A 20,534-nucleotide genomic window follows, 5' to 3' on the forward strand; every position below is an offset into this window, starting at 1 on the left:
TGTCAGTCCTCCTCGGAACCGGTGATTTCCTGAATTTCGTCAAATTGGGTTTCGTCGATCTGCCCCGCCGCCTTGCGCTGGCGCAGCATCTCGGTGATCAGCTCGTCGGTCATGGCCAGCTTGGCCTCGGCCAGAAGGTCGAAGGTCAGGCCGATGGTCACGGCCTCGCCCTGGTTGTCGATCTCGATCAGAACCTCGTCGCCCTCGGTGCCCATCAAGGTGCCCTTGAAGCGCTTGCGCCCGTCGATCAGCTCGGCGGTTTCCAGCTTGGCGACATAGCCGTTCCACGCATCGAAATCCTTCAGCCGCGTCAGCGGGCGGTCGATCCCGGGGCTCGAAACCTCGAGGTTGTAGTTGTCCTCGATCGGGTCCTCGACATCCATGATGGCGGAGACGGCGGTATTGATCTCGGCCAGATCATCAACCTCGATCCCGCCTTCGGGTTTCTCGGCCATGATCTGAAGCGTGGGCGTATTGCCACCCATCAGGCGCAGGCGCACCAGCTCATACCCCATGCCCTCGATCACGGGGCGCAGAAGATCGGCCAGCTTGCGGTCGATGGCGGCTTTGGCAACCAGGTCGGTCATATGTCATGCAGCCTTTATCTGGGCACAAAAAAACGGGCCAGCGGCCCGTTGGTGTTTCCGGTGGGGCTCTGGGTGTGGACCCCAGCGCCTCCGCTGTTGCTTGGTCATATAGAGAGGAAAGGGGGCGGATGCAAGGGGGATGGCTGATTCCCCCTTGGCCGAGTGGTCACTCCGGTTTGCGTCCCACCAGAAACACCGCTTTCATCGACCCTTCGGGCTGCCAGTCCTCGATGATCTCGAAGCCCTGACTGGTCAGCATGGCGCGCAGGTCGTCTTCGTTGAACCAGCTCAGCGCGGGCATCTTGCCCAGCGCCTTCCCCACGGCGGCGATGGGTTTCAGCCACCAGGCTTTGCCTAGGCAGGTGGTGGAGCTGATGAAAAGCCCGCCGGGCCGCAACGCGCCGTGCACCTTGGCGATGGTGGCGGGCGGGTCGGGCAGCAGGTGCAGGATCGAATGGGCCTGGATCATGTCGAGGCTTTCCGGTGCTATCTCCATCCGGTCGAAATCGGCGACCTCAAAGCCGACCTGATCGGCACTCTCCTTTGCCTTGGCGATGCGGATCATCTCGGGCGAGATATCGACGGCGCGGTAGCTGGCCACATGGGGCGCGTGGTGCAGCGCGGTGGTGCCGGTGCCACAGGCGAACTCTAACACGTCCATATCGGGACGCATATGCGCCTGGGTCCGGGTCAGCTTGTGTTCATAGGACGCCATGTCGCCGACCGGGCGCAGGGCGTATTTCGGGGCGATCTTGTCCCAGAAGCGGGGGATATCGGTCATGGAAATGTCCTCGTTTCAACCTCCCCGCCATATGGGGATCAGTTGTCGCTTTTCCACCCCGCGTCGCGATGCGAGCCATCGCAGAAGGGTTTGTTGCCCGACAGCCCGCAGCGGCAGAGCACGTATTTATTGGCTGTCTGCCCATCTCCGCCAGGCAGTTCGGGCGGGGCGACGCCCTGGACCCAGTAGGGCCCGTTGGGCTCCACCGTGACCTCTGCCCGGGCGGTGACGCGGTGGTCAGGGGCGCCATCGGACCCTTTGAAGCTGAGCGCGCCCGAGGGGCAGGCGGCCACGACCTCGGCCAGCTCCTCCACCGAGCCCTTGTCGGGTTGCACCCAGGGTTTCATTTCGGGATTGAACATATGCCCGGCCAGGCGGCCGCATTCAGCGGCATGGCTGCAGAGCATCGGGTTGTAGAACACCGTCGCCTCGGCGCCTTCATAGGCGATCAGCCGGTCACGGCCAGCAGGCGTGCCCCGTTCGTCCGAAAAGCCATCCTTGTGAGAGCCGTCGCAGAATGGCTTGTTGGCCGAGCGCCCGCAGCGACACAGCGCCATGACCGGTTTGCAGTCAACCGGCTGCCCATCCGCGCCGGTCATTCGCGTAACACCGCGTGCCATCAGCGGGCCGTTCTCACGGGTCTCGATGGCTGGGGCTTTCTTTACGTCATCTGTCATGGCTACCTCCCAAAGTGGCTGGCACCAGTCTGGACGGGAGGGGCTCGCGGCTCAAGCCGCAGGGGTGCACAGGTGGCGCGCATCCGCGCACGGTTTCGTGAGAATCAGAGGCCCAACGTGGCCCGCTGCCGCGCCAGGCGGTTCATCGTGCGCACAAGTTCGGCGGCGATGCCGGGCTCGGACAGGGCGTGGCCCGCCTTGGGCACCATGCGGAATTCCGAGGTCGGCCAGGCCTTGTGTAGCGCCCAGGCGGTGTGCGGCGGGCAGATCATGTCGTGACGCCCCTGCACGATGGTACCCGGCACATGGGCGATCTTGCGCATGTTGTCGAGTATCTGCTGTTGGTCATCCAGGAAGACGCGATTGGCGAAGTAGTGGTTTTCCAGCCGGGCAAAGGCGCGGGCATATTCCGCCGGGCTGTCGACCATGGCGCCGTTGCTTTCGATCGAGGCGAGCGCGTTCTCCCACCCGGCCCAGGCCTTGGCGTAGGCGGTTTCCTCGACCCTATCCCCGCTGAACAGCCGCTTGTGATAGGCGGCGATGAGGTCACCATGCTCCTCTGCCGGGATCAGGTCGGTAAAGCGGGTCCAGAGCTCGGGAAAGAACTTGCCGGCCCCACCGCCATAGAACCAGTCAAGCTCCGGTTTGGTGCCCAGGAAGACCCCGCGCAGCACCAGCCAGGCGGCACGATCCGGGTGAGCCTGGGCATAGACCAGTGACAGGGTCGCGCCCCAGCTGCCGCCGAAGACGATCCAGCGATCGACCCCTACGGCCTCGCGGATCTTTTCGATATCCGCGACCAGATGCCAGGTCGTGTTTGCCTCGACACTGGCATGAGGCCGCGAGCGGCCACAGCCGCGCTGATCGAATAGGATGATGTGGTATTTGTCCGGGTCAAAGAACCGCCGCATCGCCGGCGAACAGCCGCCGCCCGGCCCGCCATGCAGCACCACAACCGGCATACCCGTGGGGTTGCCGCATTGCTCGTAATAGACCTTGTGGCCATCGCCCACATCCAGCATACGCCGGGCAAAGGGCTCGACCCGCGGGAACAATTCCCCGCCTGCGCTGTTTTTTCCTGCGGCCTTGTCCATATATTCCCTATATAACGCGCCCGAAACGCCCGCCATCAGAAAGAGTGCAAATGCAAACCACCGTCGATCCCGCCGAAGTCGCCAAGTTCGAGGCCATGGCAGCAGAATGGTGGGATCCTACAGGCAAGTTCAAGCCCCTGCACATGATGAACCCGGTGCGGTTGGACTATATCACATCGCAAATCGCCGCCGAGTTCGCGCGGGTTCTGTCGGATGAGCTGCCCTTCGCAGGGCTGCGCCTGCTGGATATCGGCTGCGGCGGCGGGCTGTTGTCGGAACCGATGGCGCGGCTGGGCGCCGAGGTGATCGGCGCCGATGCGGCCGAGGGCAATATCAAGACCGCATCGGTCCATGCCGAGCAGATGGGGCTGGAAATCGACTATCGCTGCACCATGGCCGAGGCGCTGGTTGCCGAGGGCGAACAATTCGACGTGGTGCTGGCGATGGAGATCGTCGAGCACGTGGCCGATCCGCAGGCCTTCCTGACCGCCTGTCAGCAGCTGGTCAAGCCCGGCGGGCTGTTCATCTGTTCGACCATCAACCGCAACCCGAAGAGCTTTGCCGTCGCCATCGTCGGCGCCGAGCACATCATGCGCTGGCTACCCAAGGGCACGCATGAATGGTCGAAGTTCATCACCCCGGACGAGTTGCAGAACATGATTGGGACTGCCGGTCTGGAGAACGTGGATCGCAAGGGGTTCGTGTTCAACCCGCTTCTGTGGAGCTGGTCAATCTCGGACCGGGATCTGTCGGTGAACTATGTCACGGCTGCGGTGAAACCGCAGGGGTAGTGCTCCCGCCTACCGCCTTCGCCTTCGGCTTGTCGGCAGTTGGGCATGGCCGCGCTTCGCGCGGCAGGTTTCTTGCCCTCTCACACCTTCTTTGTAGGTGTTGTTGGGCCAACGCGCCGCAAGCGGACGCTTGGCCTCCGGCGGGGATATTCTGGCAAGATAACGAGAAAGGCAAACGTCAGCGCGGCGCGCGGTAGGCGCTGATCGTGGTCTCGCTCAGAGCGAAACCAGCGCGGCGGTAGAGGCGACCGGCATCGCTGTCGGCTTCGGCGACGATGACCGGGGTGGCCTTGGGCGCGCGGGCCTGCGCCCAGTCGAGCGCGTGGACGAGCAGGGCGGAGCAGATGCCGCGGCGGCGGTGGTCCGGGTGGGTCTGCACCTGTTGGTAGCGGATCAGATGGTCGTCGTGGAAGATCCCCATATCGCCTGCGAGAGTGTCCCCGTCGAAGGCACCGAACCATTGACCCAAGCCCTTGGCGACCTGGGTCTGACGTTGCCGGGTGCGCTCGGCGTGAAAGCGGCGCAGGCCGGGTTCGGGATAACCTTCCGCGAGAGATTGGTGAAAGGCGATCTCTTCGCTTTGGGTCCAGTCGGACGGGTGCTGGAAGGCGCGCAGGGTCAGACCGTCGGGTGTAGCCACGCGTTGCAGTGGGCCAGTCAGGGACAGCGTATCAGCCTGTTCGATCGTCAGCCCGCTGCGCGCAAGCATCGGCTCGATCTCGGCCAGGGGCAGGTTGGGGATGTCCCAGCCGATGCAGATGTGCCGGGCCTCGGGGTGGTCGGCGTGGAACTGCTCGACCAGCTTCGCGGCATCCCTGGGCGGGTCGCGAAACAGGGTGCGGTTGCCAAACCAGAAGTGCGGCTCGTCAGGCGTGCGTTGAATGATACGGTCGGGATGCCCCTCGACCTCGGTCCGCCCGGACAGCACCAGAAGGTCCGTGGCAAACTCCAGCGATTTCATTCCAGATCGCTCAGCATGACCCGCATCTCGCGCAGCACCGGCAGGGCTTGGCGTACGCGGTCTGGGCCGATCTTGGTCACCATATTGGCGATGATCGGGGTGATCGCCTGAAGCGCCGCATCGCGCGCAGCCCGGCCAGCGGGCGAGATCGTCACGAACTTGCGCCGCGCATCATCCCAATCGGGGCGGATATGCACGTGTCCCGCCCATTCCAGTTTGCTAAGCGTATTGGTCATCGCGCCGCGCGTCACGTGGAACGCCTTGGCCAGTTGGGCCGGGCTTTTCTCTTCCCCAGACCGCGCCAGGTGGTTCAGGACCGAGAAGTGGCTGAGTTCCATGCCTTTCGGGAGCGCCTTGGTCAGGCGGCTCTTGGCCAGTTGATCGGCCATGAACATCTCGGAAAACAGCGCGACGGACAGGCTGTCGATGGGGTCGTCGGACATTCAGGGGCCTTCGAAATCTCGGTCATGGGTCAGGGACGGCACGCGCCTGCGTGACTTATCCACGTCCGAGAGGTCGAAATCAACCAAGGTGACGCCGGGTGCGTCACCGCCGTTCGCCAGAACCTCGCCCCAGGGGGACACGGCCAGGCTGTGGCCATGGGTGGCGCGGGTCGGCCCGTGTTGCCCACATTGCGCAGGCGCGAAGACGAAACACCCCGTCTCGATCGCGCGGGCGCGCAGTAGGCTTTCCCAATGCGCCTTGCCGGTGACCGGCGAGAAGGCGGCGGGCACGGTCAGGATGCGCGCCCCGGCTTGGGCCAGACGGCGATAGAGATGCGCAAACCGCATATCGTAACAGATCGTCATGCCAACGGTGGCGAAATCGGTGCGCGTCAGCACCGCGCGGTCGCCGGGCCGGTAACCAGCGCTCTCGCGGTAGCTTTCGGCCTCGTCGATCTCCACATCGAACATGTGGATCTTGTCGTAACGCGCGGTGATGTCGCCGCGCGGGCTGACCATGAAGGACCGGTTGGCAAAACGCCCATCCGGATCATGCGTCTTCAGCGCCAGCGAGCCGACCAGCAGCCAGATGCCCAGCGCCTTGGCCTCGGCACAAAGCGCGGCGAGGGTCGGGTCGTCTTCCTCCTGATGCAGCACCTGGTTCTGATGCTTGCGGCTGGTCGAGATGATGTTGGTGACCTCCGGGGTCAGCACGAACTCGGCCCCTCCGGCGGCGGCCTCGCGCACCAAATCAAGCGTGCCCGGCAGGTTCGCTGCCGGGTCGTCACCCGCGGTGATCTGGACCAGCCCCGCGCGCATCAGGCGGCCAGAAGCGGGTCAAGCTTGCCAGACCGCTCCAGGTCGTAAAGGTCGTCGCAGCCACCCACATGCGTCTCGCCCACGAAGATCTGCGGCACAGTGTGGCGCCCGGCGCGCGCCATCATTTCCTGGCGCTTGTCCGGGTTCATGGCGACGTCGATCTCGTCAAAGTTCACGCCCTTTTGGGTCAGCAGGCGCTTTGCGGCATGGCAGAAGCCGCAGAGTTGGGTGGTGTAGATGGTCACGGTTTTCATAAGGCTATCCTATCAGGTTTCGCCCTATTTAGGCATCCTTCACCACCCGCGCCAGAGTAATGACATTTATGTCACGGGCCCCGGCGGTGCGAGCCGCCAGGGCGGTGGCCGCCAGGGTTGCCCCAGAGGTCATGACATCATCGACCAGAAGTACCTTGCGCCCGTCCAGTCGCGCACCGCGTTTCGGATGCGGCTCTATCGCGCCGTCCATATTGGCAAAGCGCGCCGCATTGCCCATGCGTTCATGTGGCAGAGTGCGGCGTGGGCGGATCAAGACATCGGGGGCGAACTCCAACCGCGCTTCGGCGGCCAGGGATTTGGCCAGCACTGCGGCCTGGTTGTAGCGTCGTTTCATCAGCCGGGTCCAATGCACCGGGACCGGCACGACAAGCGCTTCTGCGTCCAGGATCGGCGTTAATGCGCGCGCCATCCAGGTGCCCGCCGGGCGTGCCAGATCCAGCCGATCACCGTGTTTCAACGCCATCACCATACGCCGCGCGTTGTCCTTGTAGATCAGCGCAGATCGTCCGCGCTGCCAGGGCCGTTCAACCTGCATGCAATCATCGCAGATAATGGCAGCACCTTCATCTTCCCCCGGCAGAGGCACCCCACAGCAGTCACAGACCAGCCCGTTGATGAAGGGCGTCTTGCCCCAGCATGTGCCGCAGAGGCCGAACTCCCCCTCGACCGGATCGCCACAGGCCACGCATTGCGGCGGAAACAGCAGTTTCAGTGGCGATTGCATTCCCTGTCCTCGTGTTTATGGTCCGCGCCCATGACCCAGACGCCTCCGATCCTGACCGACCTTGCCCAGCTCGCCCGAAACCGTGCCCGCGCAACGGAAGAGGGCATGTTCCTGCAACGCGAGGCCGCGCTTGAGACGCAGGATCGCTTAACAGAGGTTAACAGGAGGTTTACCAAACCTGCCGTTGTTACCGGTTTCCCGAAAATCTGGGCAGAAATCTTCCCCGAAGCGGTGATTGTGCCCGATGATGAGGTGCTGGCGCTGGAGACTGGCGCCCATGACCTGGTGATCCACGGGCTTTCCCTACATTGGGCCAATGACCCGGTCGGCCAGATCATCCAATGCCACCGCGCACTGCGTCCTGACGGGTTGTTCATGGGCAGCATGTTTGGTGGTCAGACCCTGCATGAGCTGCGTGCAGTGCTGGCGGAAACCGAAGCCCGGTTGACCGGGGGTCTGTCCCCGCGCATTGCGCCGATGGGGGAGATCCGCGACCTCGGCGCGCTGTTGCAGCGCGCCGGGCTGGCCCTGCCGGTGGCCGACAGCTCCCTGCGCAACGTGACCTATGCCGACGCGCTGGCCTTGATGCGTGATCTGCGTGCGATGGGCGAAAGCAATGCCTTGGCTCAGCGCCTGAAACGGCTCGCTCCACGCGCGTTGTTTCCGGCGATGGCCGCGCGCTATGCCGAAGCGTTCGGGCAGGACGGGCGCATCCCCGCCACCTTCGAATTCATCTTTCTTACCGGCTGGGCTCCGCACGAAAGCCAGCAGAAACCGCTGCCCCCAGGATCTGCCGTGCAACGGCTCGCCGATGCACTGGGCACGAAAGAGGGCAAACTGCCCGATTGACCCGCCGGTAAAAGCCGCTATCTCAGACGGAAACGCGCCAGACAGGACAGATCCATGGACAAGCCCACCAATCACCCGACGATCAAGCCCCGCAAGGTGGGCGTGTTGGTTGCCAACCTGGGCACGCCCGATGCGACCGATTACTGGTCGATGCGTCGATACCTGAACGAGTTTCTGTCGGACAAGCGCGTGATCGACTACCCGGCGTGGAAATGGCAGCCGCTGCTGCAGGGCATCATCCTGACCAAACGACCGTTTACCTCGGGCGAGGCTTACCGGTCCATCTGGAACACCGAGCGGGACGAAAGCCCGTTGATGACGATTACCCGCAACCAGACCGACAAGCTGCGCGCCGCGCTGGAGGCGCGCTATGGCGACCAGGTCGAGGTCGATTTCTGCATGCGCTACGGCAATCCGTCGACCCCTTCGAAAGTGCGGGAAATGGTCGAAAAGGGCTGTGATAGGGTCTTGTTCTTCCCGCTGTACCCGCAATATGCGGGCGCGACGTCAGGCACCGCGAACGACCAGTTCTTCCGCGCCCTGATGGCTGAAAAACACCAGCCCGCCGCGCGCACGGTGCCTGCCTATTTCGACGATGACGCCTATCTGGACGCGCTGGCCGACAGCGTGCGCCGCGCCTATGCGGAAATGGCGGAAAAACCGGACATCCTGGTCGTCTCCTACCACGGTATGCCGATCCGCTACCTGGAAGAGGGTGACCCGTATCACTGCCAATGTCAGAAACAGACCCGTCTGTTGAAGGAACGCCTGGGCTGGGCGGACGCGGACATCACCACCACCTTCCAATCGGTCTTCGGCACCGAGGAATGGCTGAAACCCTATACGGTCAAGGAAGTCGCGCGTCTGGCGCAAGCGGGCAAGAAGAAGATCGCGGTGATCGCACCGGCGTTTTCCGCCGATTGCATCGAGACGCTGGAAGAGATCAACGAAGAGATCCGCGAGAGTTTCGAGGAAGCAGGTGGCGAGAGCTTTTCCTACATCCCCTGCCTGAACGATGACGACGCGCATATCGAAGCGCTGGCCGACATCGCCGCGCGGGAACTGTCGGGCTGGCTCTAAACCTCCCAACCGTGCCTTTGCAGCAGCTCCACGATCCGGTCCCCCGCGTCCGGCGCATCCGCCTTGATCGAGTTCTGGTGGATGAACCAGTGCAAGTACTGGTCGAAGGCCGGGGTGGCCGTCTTGACCTCGGACAAGGCTCTATCCTGGCCCAACTCGGCCACATTCGACATCTGGTGATGAAAGTCGATTTTGCCGAAAAGCACCGCGGGCTTGTGGAAGAAGAAGCCTGACAGGGCGGCGGTGGAGTTCTGCGTGACCACATAGTCGCAGCATTGCAGCGCCTCGATCATGCCACCGGTTTGCAGGGTCATGCGTGGGTCGGCGTCGGCAATTGTCTGGACGGCGACCAGTTCGGCGGGGCTGTACTCCTCACCAGGATGCAGGCCCAGCAGGATCGGCTTGTCAGTCGATCCCTGAACCGCGCGGATCATGTCGACCGGGCTCGTGGTCTGAAACGAGCGATGTTCGGTCAGCCGCCCTTGCAAGGGCACATAAACCGGCCCGTCACGGGTCACGCCCTGCAATCCCTTTTGCTTGAACAGCCAGTTGCGCCAATTGTTGACCCAGTTTTCCGCTTGAATAGGGTCTGTTTCAGCAGGATCGAAGTCTTTCTGTGCCACCTCGAATTCCCAGCGCTGCCCCGTCGCCTCGATCCGCCAGTAGGGATAATAATAAGCCTTGCGCAGGGTCAGGGCGCGGCCGTGCAGTGGGTCGTCCATCAGGAACATCGCGTAGCCACGCCGCGCACCCGACGCGATCCGCTCCACTTCGCTGTTTTCGCGCCATTCCACCCGGAACCCGCGCGGCTCCAATGCCTGTTGGATGCGGGTCAGAATGCCGAACTCCCCCTTGCGCGCCTGTTTCAGCGGAATGGGGTCCAGATAGACGCGCAGGATCTTCGGTTGAGCCATGGGCGCACGCTACCGTCCACGCGCGAAAGCTGCAAACGCTTGTGCCCTGCGATACAGATGTCCATATAGCCTTGGACGAACGGAGGCATGACATGGCAGACAGCGAATTTCCCGGCTGGCACGGCACGACCATCATCGGCGTGCGCAAGGGGGGTGAAGTGGTGGTTGCGGGCGACGGGCAGGTGAGCCTGGGCCAGACCGTGATCAAGGGAACCGCCCGCAAGGTGCGCCGGTTGAGCCCGGGCGGTTATGACGTGGTCTGCGGCTTTGCCGGATCGACCGCAGATGCCTTTACCCTGCTGGAACGGCTGGAAGCCAAACTGGAAGCCACGCCCGGTCAGCTGCAGCGCGCCGCTGTCGAGCTTGCCAAGGATTGGCGCACCGACAAATACCTGCAAAAGCTCGAAGCGATGCTGATCGTGACCGATGGCGCGGACCTCTATGTCATCACCGGCGCGGGCGACGTGCTGGAACCCGAACATGACATTGCCGCGATTGGGTCCGGTGGGAACTTTGCCCTGGCCGCCGCCCGTGGTCTGATGGAGACCGATGGCGATGCCGAGGTCATCGCCCGCAAGGCCATGGCGATCGCCGCCGATATCTGCGTCTACACCAACGGCAACCTGACCGTGGAGAAGATTTCCAAATGACCGACCTGACCCCCCGCGAGATCGTCTCGGAGCTGGATCGTTTCATCATCGGCCAGAAGGACGCCAAGCGCGCCGTGGCCGTGGCGCTGCGCAATCGCTGGCGGCGCAAGCAGCTGTCCAAGGACCTGCGTGACGAGGTTTATCCGAAGAACATCCTGATGATCGGCCCGACCGGCGTCGGCAAGACCGAGATCTCGCGCCGCCTGGCGAAGCTTGCCCGCGCGCCTTTCATCAAGGTCGAAGCGACCAAGTTCACCGAGGTGGGCTATGTCGGCCGCGACGTGGAACAGATCGTGCGCGACCTGGTGGATGCGGCCATCCTGCAAACCCGCGAGCATATGCGCGAGGATGTGAAGGCCCGCGCCGAGGCCCAGGCCGAGGACCGCGTGATCGAAGCCATCGCCGGCACGGACGCGCGCGAGGCCACGCGCGAGATGTTCCGCAAGAAACTGCGCGCAGGTGAGCTGGACGATACGGTGGTCGAGCTGGAGGTGGCCGACCATTCTAACCCGATGGGCGCGATGGAGATCCCCGGTCAGCCCGGTATGGGAATGGGCGGCATGATGAACCTGGGCGACATCTTCGGCAAAGCGTTCGGCCAGCGCACTGTGCGCAAGAAGATGACCGTGCGTGACAGCTATGAGGTGCTGATCGCGGATGAGGCCGACAAGCTGCTGGACGAAGAAACCGTGACCAAGACCGCTCTGGAAGCGGTCGAACAGAACGGCATCGTTTTCCTGGACGAGATCGACAAGGTCTGCGCCCGGCAGGAAGCCCGCGGCGGGGATGTTTCCCGCGAGGGCGTGCAGCGCGACCTGCTGCCGCTGATCGAGGGCACGACGGTTTCGACCAAACACGGGCCGGTCAAGACCGACCACATCCTGTTCATTGCCTCCGGCGCCTTCCACATCGCCAAACCGTCCGACCTGCTGCCCGAACTGCAGGGCCGCCTGCCGATCCGGGTCGAACTGCGCGCGCTGACCGAAGGCGATTTCGTGCGCATCCTGACCGAAACCGACAACGCCCTGACCCGCCAATACACCGCGCTGATGGGCACCGAAGAGGTGGTTGTTACCTTTACGGAGGACGGGATCGCCGCGCTTGCCAAGATCGCCGCCGAGGTAAACCAGAGCGTCGAGAACATCGGCGCGCGGCGCCTCTACACGGTGATGGAGCGGGTGTTCGAGGAACTGTCCTTCTCCGCCCCCGATCGCTCGGGCGACGAAATCACCGTCGACGAGGCCTTTGTGCAGAAGAACCTGGGCGAGCTGATGCAATCGGCGGATATGAGCCGTTATGTCCTGTAACCGCGCAACATATTCGGAGGCGCGGGCATGAAACGGGTGCTGAGCCTTTCGCGCTGGTCGGCGATCCTGGTCTTTGCCCTGGCCGGGGTGTTCGGCGTCGTGCTGGCCTTCAGTTCGTTCAACCTGCTCAGCATGGCCATGCACAATTTCGAGTTCCTGGGAAAACATGGGTTCGAGGCCCTGCGCCTGGGCGGGGCGCTGCAACTACTGCAGATCCTGGGCAACGGCTGCGTTGCCCTGGCCTCGTTCATCGGGTTCAAGGCCTGCGAATCCGAGTTGATTCGGCGCTACAATGACTGGCAAAAGCGGTAACCGGGCCTAGGCAGGTGCCGCATTTCCAACTATCGCTAGGGGGACCTACAAGGGGATCCCCATGCGTCGTGTTCTGTTTCTTGTGCTTCTGCTTGCCGCCTGTGCCCCGCGCGGGATGATCACCTATCTGCCCGGCGACGGGGGCACCCTGCTGAGCTTCCTTGTCGGCACCACCCGGGGGTTCAACGAGGAAGGTCGCCCCAACGCCGAGCGGCATCAGCAGATTCGTTTCGGGCGGATCGACATTTCGATCCCTGACGCGCATGAAGTCGGCAAGATCGAATGGCCGCGCGGCAACCCCGACCCGGACCAGCATTTCCTGACCCGGGATTTCGCGGAATATGACACCCGCAGGTTTCGTGACCAGGTACGGCGGGAAATGGCCAAGCGGTCGCCACAACATCGGGGCGTCGCGCTGTTCGTGCACGGGTATAACAACACCTTTGCCGAGGGCATGTATCGCTTTGCCCAGGTTGTGCATGACACGGGCATGCCCGAGGTTGCGGTGCATTATTCCTGGCCCAGCGCGGGCAATCCGTTAGGCTATGGCTATGACCGCGACTCGATGCTGTTTGCCCGTGACGGGATGGAACAGATGATGGGCGAGATCGCGGCAGCGGGCGGCAAGATCACCCTGGTCGGCCATTCCATGGGCTCGCTTCTGATCATGGAGACCCTGCGCCAGATTGCTATTCGCGACCGGGGCTTCATCGATCGTCATATCGAGGGGGTGATCCTGATCTCGCCGGATGTGGATATCGAGCTGTTCCGCCAGCAGGCCCTGCGGATCGGAGAGCTGCCGCAGCCCTTCGTCATCTTCTCCTCGAGCCAGGACAAGATCCTGCGCCTGTCGGCCGCGCTGACCGGGCGGCGGGACCGGCTGGGCAATATCGAGGATGTGCGCGAGCTGGCCGACCTGAAGGTCACGGTGCTGGATGTATCCGCCTTTACCGATGCCGAAAGCAGCCACAACACCGCGCTGGCCTCACCCAGTTTCCTGCGCCTGATGGGCTCGATCCCGGTGTTGGATCAGGCCTTCTCGCGGGACCGCGCGGCGAATATCGGGCTGCTGCCGGGCACGGTGCTTGTGGTTCAGAACGTGACCAATGTGGTGATTGCGCCCGGCGCGGCACCCTAACCCTTGCGGCGACGCAAATAGACGTAGTAGGCGCCGCCGCCACCATGTTTCAGATGTGCCTCGGAGATCTGCAGCACGTGGGTTTTCAGAGGCATGGTGTTCAGCCAATGCGGCACCTGGTGGCGCAGCACGCCGTGGCGCACCGGGATCGGGCCGCCTTCGTCCTTCTTCTTACCCTTGCCGGTGATCACCAGCACCAGGCGGAAGTTGCGGGTCACCGCGCGCATGATGAACGACGTCAGCTCCGGATGCGCCTCGGCGATGGTCATGCCGTGCAGGTCGATGCGTGCTTCGGGGGCCAGGCGGCCTTTTTTCATCTTGCCGAAGGTCTTGCGGTCCATTTGCACCGGGTGGCGGGCAACCTGATCGGCGATGGCCGGGGCGACGTCGTGCGGGCGGGCGTGATGTTTCGCCGTTTGCCCCACGTGGAATTGCGGGTGCTGAACCTTCACCGGTTTCGCCGGTTTTGATGCGGGTGTCGCGATGGCCTCGACCGGATCGACGCGCACCGGATGCAGGCGATCGTCCTTGGCGGTCGCCTTCTGCCACAGCTCCCGCTCCTCGGGGCTCAGATGCCTGGGTTTGCGCACCATGTCTGCCGTCAACCCTCGGGCTTCAGCGCATAGGCGCGTTGGATCGGCAACAGGATGATCATACGGCCGGGGTCACTGATCTTGGCGGCCTCCAGCCCGGCCAGCTCGCCCGTGCCCATGAAGATATCCGCCCGCTGCGCGCCCTTGATGCGTGACCCCGTATCCTGCGCGATCATCAGGCGATTGAAGGGTGCCGCGCCGCGTTTCTCCAACCAGATCGGCGCGCCCAAGGGGGTGAACTCCGGGTCTACCGCCAGGCTGCGTTGCGCGGTGATCGACCGATTCATGGCACCAATTGGACCTTCGCTGGCAGCCACCCGACCGATCTCGCGGAAATAGACATAGTTGGTATTGTGCCAGCGCAGTTCACGCCCCTTATCCGGGTTGCGCTTGACCCAGGCCTGGATCACCTGCGCGGACACCTGGTGGCGGTTGTAGATGCCCAGCGCGACCAGCCTGTCGCCAAGCGAGCGAAAGCGATGCCCGTTCGACCCGCCATAGCCCAGCCGGATCGAGCTGCCATCGGGCAGGCGAATGCGGCCCGATCCCTGGATTTGCAGAAACTGCAATTCGACCGGATCCTCGACCCAGGCGATCTCCAATCCGCGGCCTTGCAGCACGCCCTCTTCCTCGATCTCGCGCCGGGTAAAGCCCGCATCACCGGGCGGCTTGCGATAGACCGGGTAGCGGTAGCGCGCATCGGGGCGCCGCGCCCCACGCAGCTCGGGTTCGTAATAGGCAGTAAACAGCGGCGCCTTGCCGTCTTCAATCAGCACCGGGCGAAAGAAGAGCTCAAAGAACATGCGCCCGCTGGTCTGTGTTTCAGCGAGCGCACAAATCGGTTGCCAATCGACATGGTCGAATTGCCGGCAGGTGTCCAGAAAGACTTGGAGCCCGACCTGATGGTCATCCTCGGCCCAGCCCTCCAGCTGATCGAAAGTCAGAATGGTGACCTCGGCCTCGTCCAATCCCGCGTGCAACGGAACGGCAGAGGCGGCCGTCAGGGCCAGCGCGGCAACCAGACGGCGCAGCACGGGTCAGCCTCCGGTCGCGACCAGCTGCCAGTTCGGGTTGTCGGAGCCCATCGTGCGGGCGAAGGTCCAGACATCCTTCTGGCGTTTGACCTCGTTCGGGTTGCCTTCGATGATCTCACCCGCCTTGTCGCGCACCACCAGGGTCTGTTCGCCGACGAAGCGCACGGTGACCTCACCTTCGCTGGTACTCGCGTCGAATTCGGCATCCACCAGTTTCAGCTCGCGCAGGCCCACGAAATTGGCTTCGATGTTCAGACCACGCGCATTGCGATCCTCGACCACCGCAGCGAAGCTTTCGTAAACCTCATCCGAGAGGAAAGGCTTGATCTGCGCCAGGTCGCCGTTTTCGAACCCCATCAGGATCATCTCATAGGCACCACGCGCACCGCCCAGGAATTCACCAACCGAGAAGCTGGGCTCGGCCTGTTTCATCTGGGCCAGGGCGCGACCGCTTTCGCTTTCGGGATCCACGTGATCGGCGATATCGGCATCCGGCCCGCCATCGATCACCTGCAGGTCGTCGCGTGTCATGCGCCGGTCGTCCGGTTGGCGCGTCACCTGCGGCTTTTCATACCCCTCGCGTGTGCCCAGCACATCGCGCAGGCGCAGGATCAGAAACAGGGCAATTCCGGCCAGAACCAGAAGCTGGATGATGCCGTTACTCATGGATGCTCCTTCGTTGGCGCGTTTGAAACCCACGCGCATGACCCCTATGTAGGTGACCCAAGGGGCCAAGTCCACCGCGGCCCCGATCAAGAAACGAGGATCACATGTGGCTTTTTGCTCTGTTCATCGCCGTCCCGCTGATTGAAATCGCGCTGTTCATCCAGGTCGGCGGGGCAATCGGTCTGTGGTCGACCCTGGCCGTGGTCGTGGTGACCGCAATCCTGGGCACCACGCTGGTGCGGGCACAAGGGATGCGGGCGCTGGCGGATCTACAATCCAGCTTCAATTCGCTGAACAACCCGACCGAGCCGCTTGCCCATGGCGCGATGATCCTGTTCTCCGGCGCGTTGCTGCTGACACCCGGCTTCTTTACCGATGCGGTCGGCTTTGCCCTGCTGGTGCCGGGTGTGCGCCGCGCGGTCATGCGTTATGTCGCCGCGCGGGTGAAGGTGCAGAGCTTTACCATGGGCGCGCAAGAAGCCCACTACCGTCCCGCCAGCGAAGACGTTGTGGATGGCGAATTCAAAGACGTGACGCCAGAGAAACGCCCGACCCACCCGGGCGTGGAAGGCCCGTCAGGCTGGACCAAACACTGACGCTTTGTGCTCAGCCAGGTAGATGCGCAGCCAGGGGGTGAAAACCTCTGGCGTGGCGGCGACCTCTGCCTCCAACTCTTCCAGTGACAGCCAACGCGTGGCCTGAACCTCCTCCGGGTTCAGGTTCAACGCAGGACGCTCGGCGGGCGTGGCCAGGAACAGGTCCACGACCTCATGTTCCACCATGTCACCACCCACCGCGGCGCGGTATTCGATCTGATCCTTCCAGACGGGATCGACTCCGGTCAAACCCAACTCTTCCTCCAGCCGGCGAATGGCACAGATGCGCGGGTCCTCATCCCAATGCGGATGCGTACAGCAGGTGTTCGCCCAAAGCCCCGGCGTATGATATTTGCCCGCCGCGCGTTGTTGGATCAGCACCTCACCCCCATGCACAACGAACACCGACACGGCCTTGTGGCGCAGCCCGTCCAGATGGGCCGCGAGTTTCTCGACAGGTTGCAGGGTGCCATCCACCCAGGCGGGGATCATCGTGCTCATGGCGTGGACATATCCGCTCAGCCCCGTGACGAAAAGCCCCCGACTTGACCCAAGTCGTTGAGGCCCCGCCCCGGACCTGCTAAGCACGCCCCCGACCAGAGTTCTTACGCAGGAGATTTCCGCAATGGCCGACGAAGCCGCACCGCAGCCGCAACACCCCTCTCAGCCCAAGATGCAGGTGCTGGGCCAGTTCATCCGTGACATGTCGTTCGAAAACGTCCTGGCCCAGAAAGGCGTGCAGGGCGAGGTTCAGCCCGACATCAATGTCGAGGTTTCGCTGGACGCCAAGAAGCGCCCGACCGAACACCAGTTCGAAGTATCGACCAAGTTCACCGTCAGCTCGAAAAACAAGGCCAGCGGCGATCAGCTGTTCCTGCTGGAACTGGAATACGGCGGCATCTTCCACATCGAAAACGTGCCGGAAGATCAGATGCACCCGTTCCTGCTGATCGAATGCCCGCGCATGCTGTTCCCCTTCGTGCGCCGCATCGTGTCGGACATCACACGTGACGGTGGCTTCCCGCCGCTGAACCTGGATACCGTCGACTTCCTGGCGCTGTACCGTCGCGAGATCGAACGCCGCGCGGCCGCCGAAAAGCAAGGCCAGCCGGTGAGCTAAACCACTCGCTTAGCTGAACTTTTTCCAAATCGCGCCGTCGCCCAAGCCGTCAACGAATTCGGCATGGGCGGCGGCTTCTTCATTTGTGATCCGCGACGGCAAAGCCTCCGGCCGCGGACGTGGGCGCCAGTCATCTTCAGCCGCGCCGCCGCCTCCGCCGGACATGACATTCAGCACCAGGCCGGGCTGACGTCCGCCGATCATCTCCAGGTACACTTCCGCCAGGATTTCACTGTCTAGAAGCGCACCGTGCAGGGTTCGGTTGGAGTTGTCGATACCATAGCGACGGCACAAACCGTCCAACGTGTTCTGCGCCCCGGGGAACTTGGACCGCGCCATTTCCAGCGTGTCCGTGGCTTGCGACATGGGCAGTTCCGGCAGGCCCATGCGTTTCCATTCCCAGTTCAGGAATTTCATGTCGAAGGGCGCGTTGTGGATCACCAGTTTTGCGTCACCCACGAAGTCGTGGAAGTCCTTGCCGACCTGCGCAAACACCGGCTTGTCGCGCAGCGTCACGGCGCCCGGTTCGACCGGCTGGGGCGGTTCCAGGATATCCGGGCCGATTCCATGCACCTTGAAAGCGCCTTCGGGCATGGAGCGTTCGGGATTGATATACTGGTGATAGGTTCGCCCGGTCGGCATGTGGTTGATCAGCTCGATGCCGCCGATTTCGACAATCCGGTCGCCGGTGAACGGGTCAAAGCCAGTGGTTTCCGTATCCATCACGATCTCACGCATTGGCAAGCTGCTCCTTCACATGGGCGATGACCTGGGCCACGGCATTGCGGGCACCATCCAGCGTTTCGGTCGGGATGACAACGTCCGCATTGGCGCGTTTCATCACGTCGGGCATCTGTTTTGCCAGGATTGCCTTGAACTGTTCCTCGCTCATCGTGCCACGCGCCAGCACGCGTTCGCGCTGCATCTCGGGCGGGGCCGAGACGACGACAACCAGGTCGACCTGATCTGCCGCGCCGATCTCGAACAGCAGGGGCATATCGAGAAGGACAATGGGGCTGCCGGTCATTTCCAGGAAATGCGCGCGGTCATCGGCGACCAGGGGGTGCACGACTTTTTCCATCTGTTTCAACGCGGTAGGCTCGCGCATCATCCAGTCTTTAAGCCGGTCGCGATCCACGCCGCCATCGACGATCGCCTCCGGGCAGATCGCGCGGATCGGTTCGACCGCCGCGCCGCCGGGGGCATAGATCCGGTGCACGGCGGCATCCGCGTCCCAGGTGGGAATGCCTGCCTCGGCGAACATGGCCGCGGTGGTGGATTTGCCCATGCCGATGGAGCCGGTAAGGCCAATGAGGTACGGTTCAGCCATCGCCCAGCACCGCCTTTCTGAGATCCTCGGTCACCTCCGGCCGTGTGCCGAACCAGCGTTCAAACCCGGGAACCGCCTGGTGCAGGAGCATGCCCAACCCGTCCACGGTGACACATCCGGCCTCGGCCGCAGCCTGCAAAAGTGGCGTGATCAGAGGGGTATAGACGATGTCGGTCACCACCGCGCCGGGCATCAGCCCATCGAGCGGCACGCGAAATTCCTTGCCGCCGGTCATGCCCAGCGAGGTCGTGTTGATCACCGTCGTGGCCCCGTCCAGCACGTTGGCGGCCTGAACCCAATCGACCACGGTGATTTTTGACCCGAACTCATGCCGCAGCTCATCCGCGCGGGCGCGGGTGCGGTTGGTGAGGCGGATGTCTTCCACACCCACCTCGATCAACGAGGCTAGGATCGCGCGGGCGGCGCCGCCAGCGCCGAAGACAACCGCATGCCCGGCCTTGGGGTTCCAGCCCGGCGCGCCCTGGCGCAGGTTCTGGATGAAGCCATACCCGTCGGTATTGTCGGCCAGGATCTTGCCATCCTTTCGGAAAATCAACGTGTTAGCGGCGCCAATCAGGGCAGCGCGGTCGGTGACCACATCGGCGAGTTTCAGCACCGCCTCCTTGTGGGGAATGGTCACATTGCAGCCGACGAAACCCATCTTGGGCATCGACCGAATGACCTCCTCCAGGTCATCCACACCCACACGCAGGGGCACATAGTGGCCCGGCAAACCCATCGTCTTCAACCAATGCCCATGCAGGCGCGGCGACAGGGAATGTTCCACGGGATCACCAATGACACCGGCCAGAGGGATGCGTTTTTCACTCATATTTTCAAGTCCTTACGCATGATCAGGTAAGAGATGAGCTCCATCAGGGGCAGGCCCAGAACGTTGAAGTAATCGCCTTCGATACGGGCGAAAAGGCGCACGCCTTCTTCCTCCAACTTATAGGCGCCGACCGCCCAGCGGATGCTGTCCCAGTTGCGGTTAACATAGTCGGCGACGTAGCCGGGGGACAACTCCCGCATGGTCAAACGCACGGTGCCGACATGACGCCAGATCGGTTTGCCCTGATGACAGATCACCGCAGCCGACAGCAGGCGATGGGTCTGGCCAGACAGGCGGGTGAGCTGCGCGATGGCCTCTTCGGGACTTTCCGGTTTTGACAGGATCTCGCGATCCACCTCGGCCACCTGGTCACAGCCAAGCACCAGGGCATCCGGGCTTTTACGACTTATTTTCAATGCCTTGGCTTCGGACAGAGCATCCGCAACCTCGCGCGGGCCGACCCCGTCCGCCTCCAGCGCGGCGCGGATCATTTCCTCATCCACGCGGGCGGGCATGACATCCACGTCGATCCCCGCATTGCGCAAAAGCTGCGCCCGAATTTCCGAGGCGGAGGCCAGGATGATCTGTTGCGCCATGTTCACAACCCTGTGGATATTTGCGGTTTGTTCCGGGGGCCTGTTGGTGGGGAAATCGCACCCCCCGCCGAGCCTGTGCATTACTCCCCGAGTCCCTAACGCAAATTCCCGGGTCGATCCACCGTGGAAGGTTTAAAGATGTTAAGGCGGGAAAACCGGGTTGTTTAACATTTGCCCCGGCGGTTATCCCCGAAGTTTAAGATCTTTAAAGCCTTGAAAAGACAGCAGGACTGTCATTTCCCCCACAGAAATCCACAGAGCGAAATCCGCGCGGAGAAAACTGGGGACAAACCAATAATCCCCGTTATCCACAGGCCCTATCAAAATCATCATCTTTTTCTTTTCTTTTATTTTTTTATAAGGAA

27 protein-coding genes are annotated in these 20,534 nt (G+C 62.9%); 9 read left to right on the plus strand and 18 right to left on the minus strand.

Annotation, left to right across the window (positions count from 1 at the left end):
- Nucleotides 1-2: 2 nt before the first annotated feature.
- The 4 genes from rimP to pip all read right to left on the minus strand — a co-directional run bounded on the left by rimP (nt 3) and on the right by pip (nt 3,139).
- Complete coding sequence (gene rimP, locus ACO07D_RS06865) at nt 3-587, minus strand: ribosome maturation factor RimP (RefSeq protein WP_421702216.1); 585 nt, start codon at nt 585-587, stop codon at nt 3-5.
- A 166-nt stretch (nt 588-753) separates the two neighbouring features.
- Complete coding sequence (locus ACO07D_RS06870) at nt 754-1,368, minus strand: class I SAM-dependent methyltransferase (RefSeq protein WP_421702217.1); 615 nt, start codon at nt 1,366-1,368, stop codon at nt 754-756.
- A gap of 38 nt (nt 1,369-1,406) precedes the next feature.
- Nucleotides 1,407-2,045, minus strand: a complete 639-nt coding sequence (locus tag ACO07D_RS06875) for a CDGSH iron-sulfur domain-containing protein (RefSeq protein ID WP_421702218.1) — start codon at nt 2,043-2,045, stop codon at nt 1,407-1,409.
- A 104-nt stretch (nt 2,046-2,149) separates the two neighbouring features.
- On the minus strand, nt 2,150-3,139 hold the full coding sequence (gene pip / locus ACO07D_RS06880; RefSeq protein WP_421702219.1) for a prolyl aminopeptidase: 990 nt from the start codon (nt 3,137-3,139) through the stop codon (nt 2,150-2,152).
- 50 nt (nt 3,140-3,189) lie between these two features.
- Here pip and ubiG point away from each other — a divergent pair, with 50 nt between their 5' ends.
- Nucleotides 3,190-3,930: a bifunctional 2-polyprenyl-6-hydroxyphenol methylase/3-demethylubiquinol 3-O-methyltransferase UbiG gene (gene ubiG / locus ACO07D_RS06885; protein ID WP_421702220.1), complete on the plus strand. Its 741-nt coding sequence runs from the start codon at nt 3,190-3,192 to the stop codon at nt 3,928-3,930.
- A gap of 178 nt (nt 3,931-4,108) precedes the next feature.
- Here the strand turns inward: ubiG and ACO07D_RS06890 are convergent, their stop codons facing one another.
- From ACO07D_RS06890 to ACO07D_RS06910, 5 genes are read right to left on the minus strand one after another with little or no spacing between them, the layout of a single operon-like run.
- Entirely contained in the window at nt 4,109-4,891 is a 783-nt protein-coding gene (locus ACO07D_RS06890) for a GNAT family N-acetyltransferase (RefSeq protein ID WP_421702221.1), read from the minus strand.
- Nucleotides 4,888-5,334 (minus strand): MarR family winged helix-turn-helix transcriptional regulator, encoded by a 447-nt coding sequence (locus tag ACO07D_RS06895; protein ID WP_421702222.1) that lies wholly within the window; start codon nt 5,332-5,334, stop codon nt 4,888-4,890. The genes ACO07D_RS06890 and ACO07D_RS06895 overlap by 4 nt, the downstream gene beginning before the upstream one ends.
- A complete protein-coding gene (locus tag ACO07D_RS06900; protein WP_421702223.1) occupies nt 5,335-6,153 on the minus strand; it encodes a carbon-nitrogen hydrolase family protein in 819 nt (272 codons plus the stop codon).
- On the minus strand, nt 6,153-6,407 hold the full coding sequence (gene grxC, locus ACO07D_RS06905; RefSeq protein WP_421702224.1) for a glutaredoxin 3: 255 nt from the start codon (nt 6,405-6,407) through the stop codon (nt 6,153-6,155). The genes ACO07D_RS06900 and grxC overlap by 1 nt, the downstream gene beginning before the upstream one ends.
- Nucleotides 6,408-6,435: 28 nt before the next feature.
- Nucleotides 6,436-7,152: a ComF family protein gene (locus ACO07D_RS06910; protein WP_421702225.1), complete on the minus strand. Its 717-nt coding sequence runs from the start codon at nt 7,150-7,152 to the stop codon at nt 6,436-6,438.
- A 30-nt stretch (nt 7,153-7,182) separates the two neighbouring features.
- Here ACO07D_RS06910 and ACO07D_RS06915 point away from each other — a divergent pair, with 30 nt between their 5' ends.
- Together ACO07D_RS06915 and hemH are read left to right on the plus strand one after the other, a co-directional pair.
- Nucleotides 7,183-8,001 (plus strand): methyltransferase domain-containing protein, encoded by an 819-nt coding sequence (locus tag ACO07D_RS06915; RefSeq protein WP_421702226.1) that lies wholly within the window; start codon nt 7,183-7,185, stop codon nt 7,999-8,001.
- 54 nt (nt 8,002-8,055) lie between these two features.
- Entirely contained in the window at nt 8,056-9,081 is a 1,026-nt protein-coding gene (gene hemH, locus ACO07D_RS06920; protein WP_421702227.1) for a ferrochelatase, read from the plus strand.
- On the opposite strand, the gene ACO07D_RS06925 is transcribed toward hemH, so the two are convergent.
- Nucleotides 9,078-9,995, minus strand: coding sequence for a hypothetical protein (locus ACO07D_RS06925; RefSeq protein ID WP_421702228.1), 918 nt, complete (start codon nt 9,993-9,995; stop codon nt 9,078-9,080). The two genes, hemH and ACO07D_RS06925, sit on opposite strands and share 4 nt — an antisense overlap.
- A gap of 92 nt (nt 9,996-10,087) precedes the next feature.
- Between ACO07D_RS06925 and hslV the strand changes: the two genes are divergently transcribed.
- The 4 genes from hslV (at nt 10,088) to ACO07D_RS06945 (ending at nt 13,402) form a co-directional block, all read left to right on the plus strand.
- A complete protein-coding gene (gene hslV / locus ACO07D_RS06930) occupies nt 10,088-10,645 on the plus strand; it encodes an ATP-dependent protease subunit HslV (protein WP_421702229.1) in 558 nt (185 codons plus the stop codon).
- Complete coding sequence (gene hslU, locus ACO07D_RS06935) at nt 10,642-11,952, plus strand: ATP-dependent protease ATPase subunit HslU (protein ID WP_421702230.1); 1,311 nt, start codon at nt 10,642-10,644, stop codon at nt 11,950-11,952. Before hslV ends, hslU begins: the two co-directional genes overlap by 4 nt.
- A 27-nt stretch (nt 11,953-11,979) precedes the next feature.
- A complete protein-coding gene (locus tag ACO07D_RS06940; protein WP_421702231.1) occupies nt 11,980-12,264 on the plus strand; it encodes a hypothetical protein in 285 nt (94 codons plus the stop codon).
- Nucleotides 12,265-12,325: 61 nt separating this feature from the next.
- A complete protein-coding gene (locus ACO07D_RS06945) occupies nt 12,326-13,402 on the plus strand; it encodes an alpha/beta hydrolase (protein ID WP_421702232.1) in 1,077 nt (358 codons plus the stop codon).
- Here ACO07D_RS06945 and ACO07D_RS06950 read toward each other — a convergent pair.
- The 3 genes from ACO07D_RS06950 to ACO07D_RS06960 are packed head-to-tail and all read right to left on the minus strand — an operon-like array spanning nt 13,399 to nt 15,695.
- The gene (locus ACO07D_RS06950) at nt 13,399-13,995 is read right to left on the minus strand and encodes a Smr/MutS family protein (RefSeq protein WP_421702233.1); all 597 of its coding nucleotides are present in this window, start codon (nt 13,993-13,995) and stop codon (nt 13,399-13,401) included. The genes ACO07D_RS06945 and ACO07D_RS06950 overlap by 4 nt on opposite strands.
- Before the next feature lie 8 nt (nt 13,996-14,003).
- Nucleotides 14,004-15,026, minus strand: coding sequence for a murein transglycosylase A (locus ACO07D_RS06955; RefSeq protein WP_421705005.1), 1,023 nt, complete (start codon nt 15,024-15,026; stop codon nt 14,004-14,006).
- A gap of 6 nt (nt 15,027-15,032) precedes the next feature.
- Entirely contained in the window at nt 15,033-15,695 is a 663-nt protein-coding gene (locus tag ACO07D_RS06960; RefSeq protein WP_421702234.1) for a Tim44/TimA family putative adaptor protein, read from the minus strand.
- Nucleotides 15,696-15,799: 104 nt separating this feature from the next.
- On the opposite strand from ACO07D_RS06960, the gene ACO07D_RS06965 reads away from it, so the two are divergent.
- Nucleotides 15,800-16,291, plus strand: coding sequence for an FxsA family protein (locus ACO07D_RS06965; RefSeq protein WP_421702235.1), 492 nt, complete (start codon nt 15,800-15,802; stop codon nt 16,289-16,291).
- Here the strand turns inward: ACO07D_RS06965 and idi are convergent.
- Nucleotides 16,271-16,792 carry an isopentenyl-diphosphate delta-isomerase gene (idi, locus tag ACO07D_RS06970; protein WP_421702236.1) on the minus strand — a complete coding sequence of 174 codons (522 nt, stop codon included), beginning with the start codon at nt 16,790-16,792 and terminating at the stop codon, nt 16,271-16,273. The genes ACO07D_RS06965 and idi overlap by 21 nt on opposite strands.
- A 124-nt stretch (nt 16,793-16,916) precedes the next feature.
- Here idi and secB point away from each other — a divergent pair, with 124 nt between their 5' ends.
- The gene (gene secB / locus ACO07D_RS06975) at nt 16,917-17,411 is read left to right on the plus strand and encodes a protein-export chaperone SecB (protein ID WP_421702237.1); all 495 of its coding nucleotides are present in this window, start codon (nt 16,917-16,919) and stop codon (nt 17,409-17,411) included.
- Between the two features lie 9 nt (nt 17,412-17,420).
- Here the strand turns inward: secB and dnaQ are convergent, their stop codons facing one another.
- Genes dnaQ through ACO07D_RS06995 form a run of 4 tightly spaced genes read right to left on the minus strand, consistent with a single transcriptional unit; the run spans nt 17,421 to nt 20,169 of the window.
- Entirely contained in the window at nt 17,421-18,149 is a 729-nt protein-coding gene (dnaQ, locus tag ACO07D_RS06980) for a DNA polymerase III subunit epsilon (protein WP_421702238.1), read from the minus strand.
- Complete coding sequence (gene coaE / locus ACO07D_RS06985; RefSeq protein WP_421702239.1) at nt 18,142-18,741, minus strand: dephospho-CoA kinase; 600 nt, start codon at nt 18,739-18,741, stop codon at nt 18,142-18,144. Before coaE ends, dnaQ begins: the two co-directional genes overlap by 8 nt.
- Nucleotides 18,734-19,573: a shikimate dehydrogenase gene (locus ACO07D_RS06990; protein WP_421702240.1), complete on the minus strand. Its 840-nt coding sequence runs from the start codon at nt 19,571-19,573 to the stop codon at nt 18,734-18,736. The genes coaE and ACO07D_RS06990 overlap by 8 nt, the downstream gene beginning before the upstream one ends.
- A complete protein-coding gene (locus ACO07D_RS06995) occupies nt 19,570-20,169 on the minus strand; it encodes a Maf family protein (protein ID WP_421702241.1) in 600 nt (199 codons plus the stop codon). The genes ACO07D_RS06990 and ACO07D_RS06995 overlap by 4 nt, the downstream gene beginning before the upstream one ends.
- Nucleotides 20,170-20,534: the final 365 nt, after the last annotated feature.

Source organism: Aliiroseovarius sp. (genome assembly GCF_965228805.1).
Classification (GTDB): domain Bacteria; phylum Pseudomonadota; class Alphaproteobacteria; order Rhodobacterales; family Rhodobacteraceae; genus JASBTN01.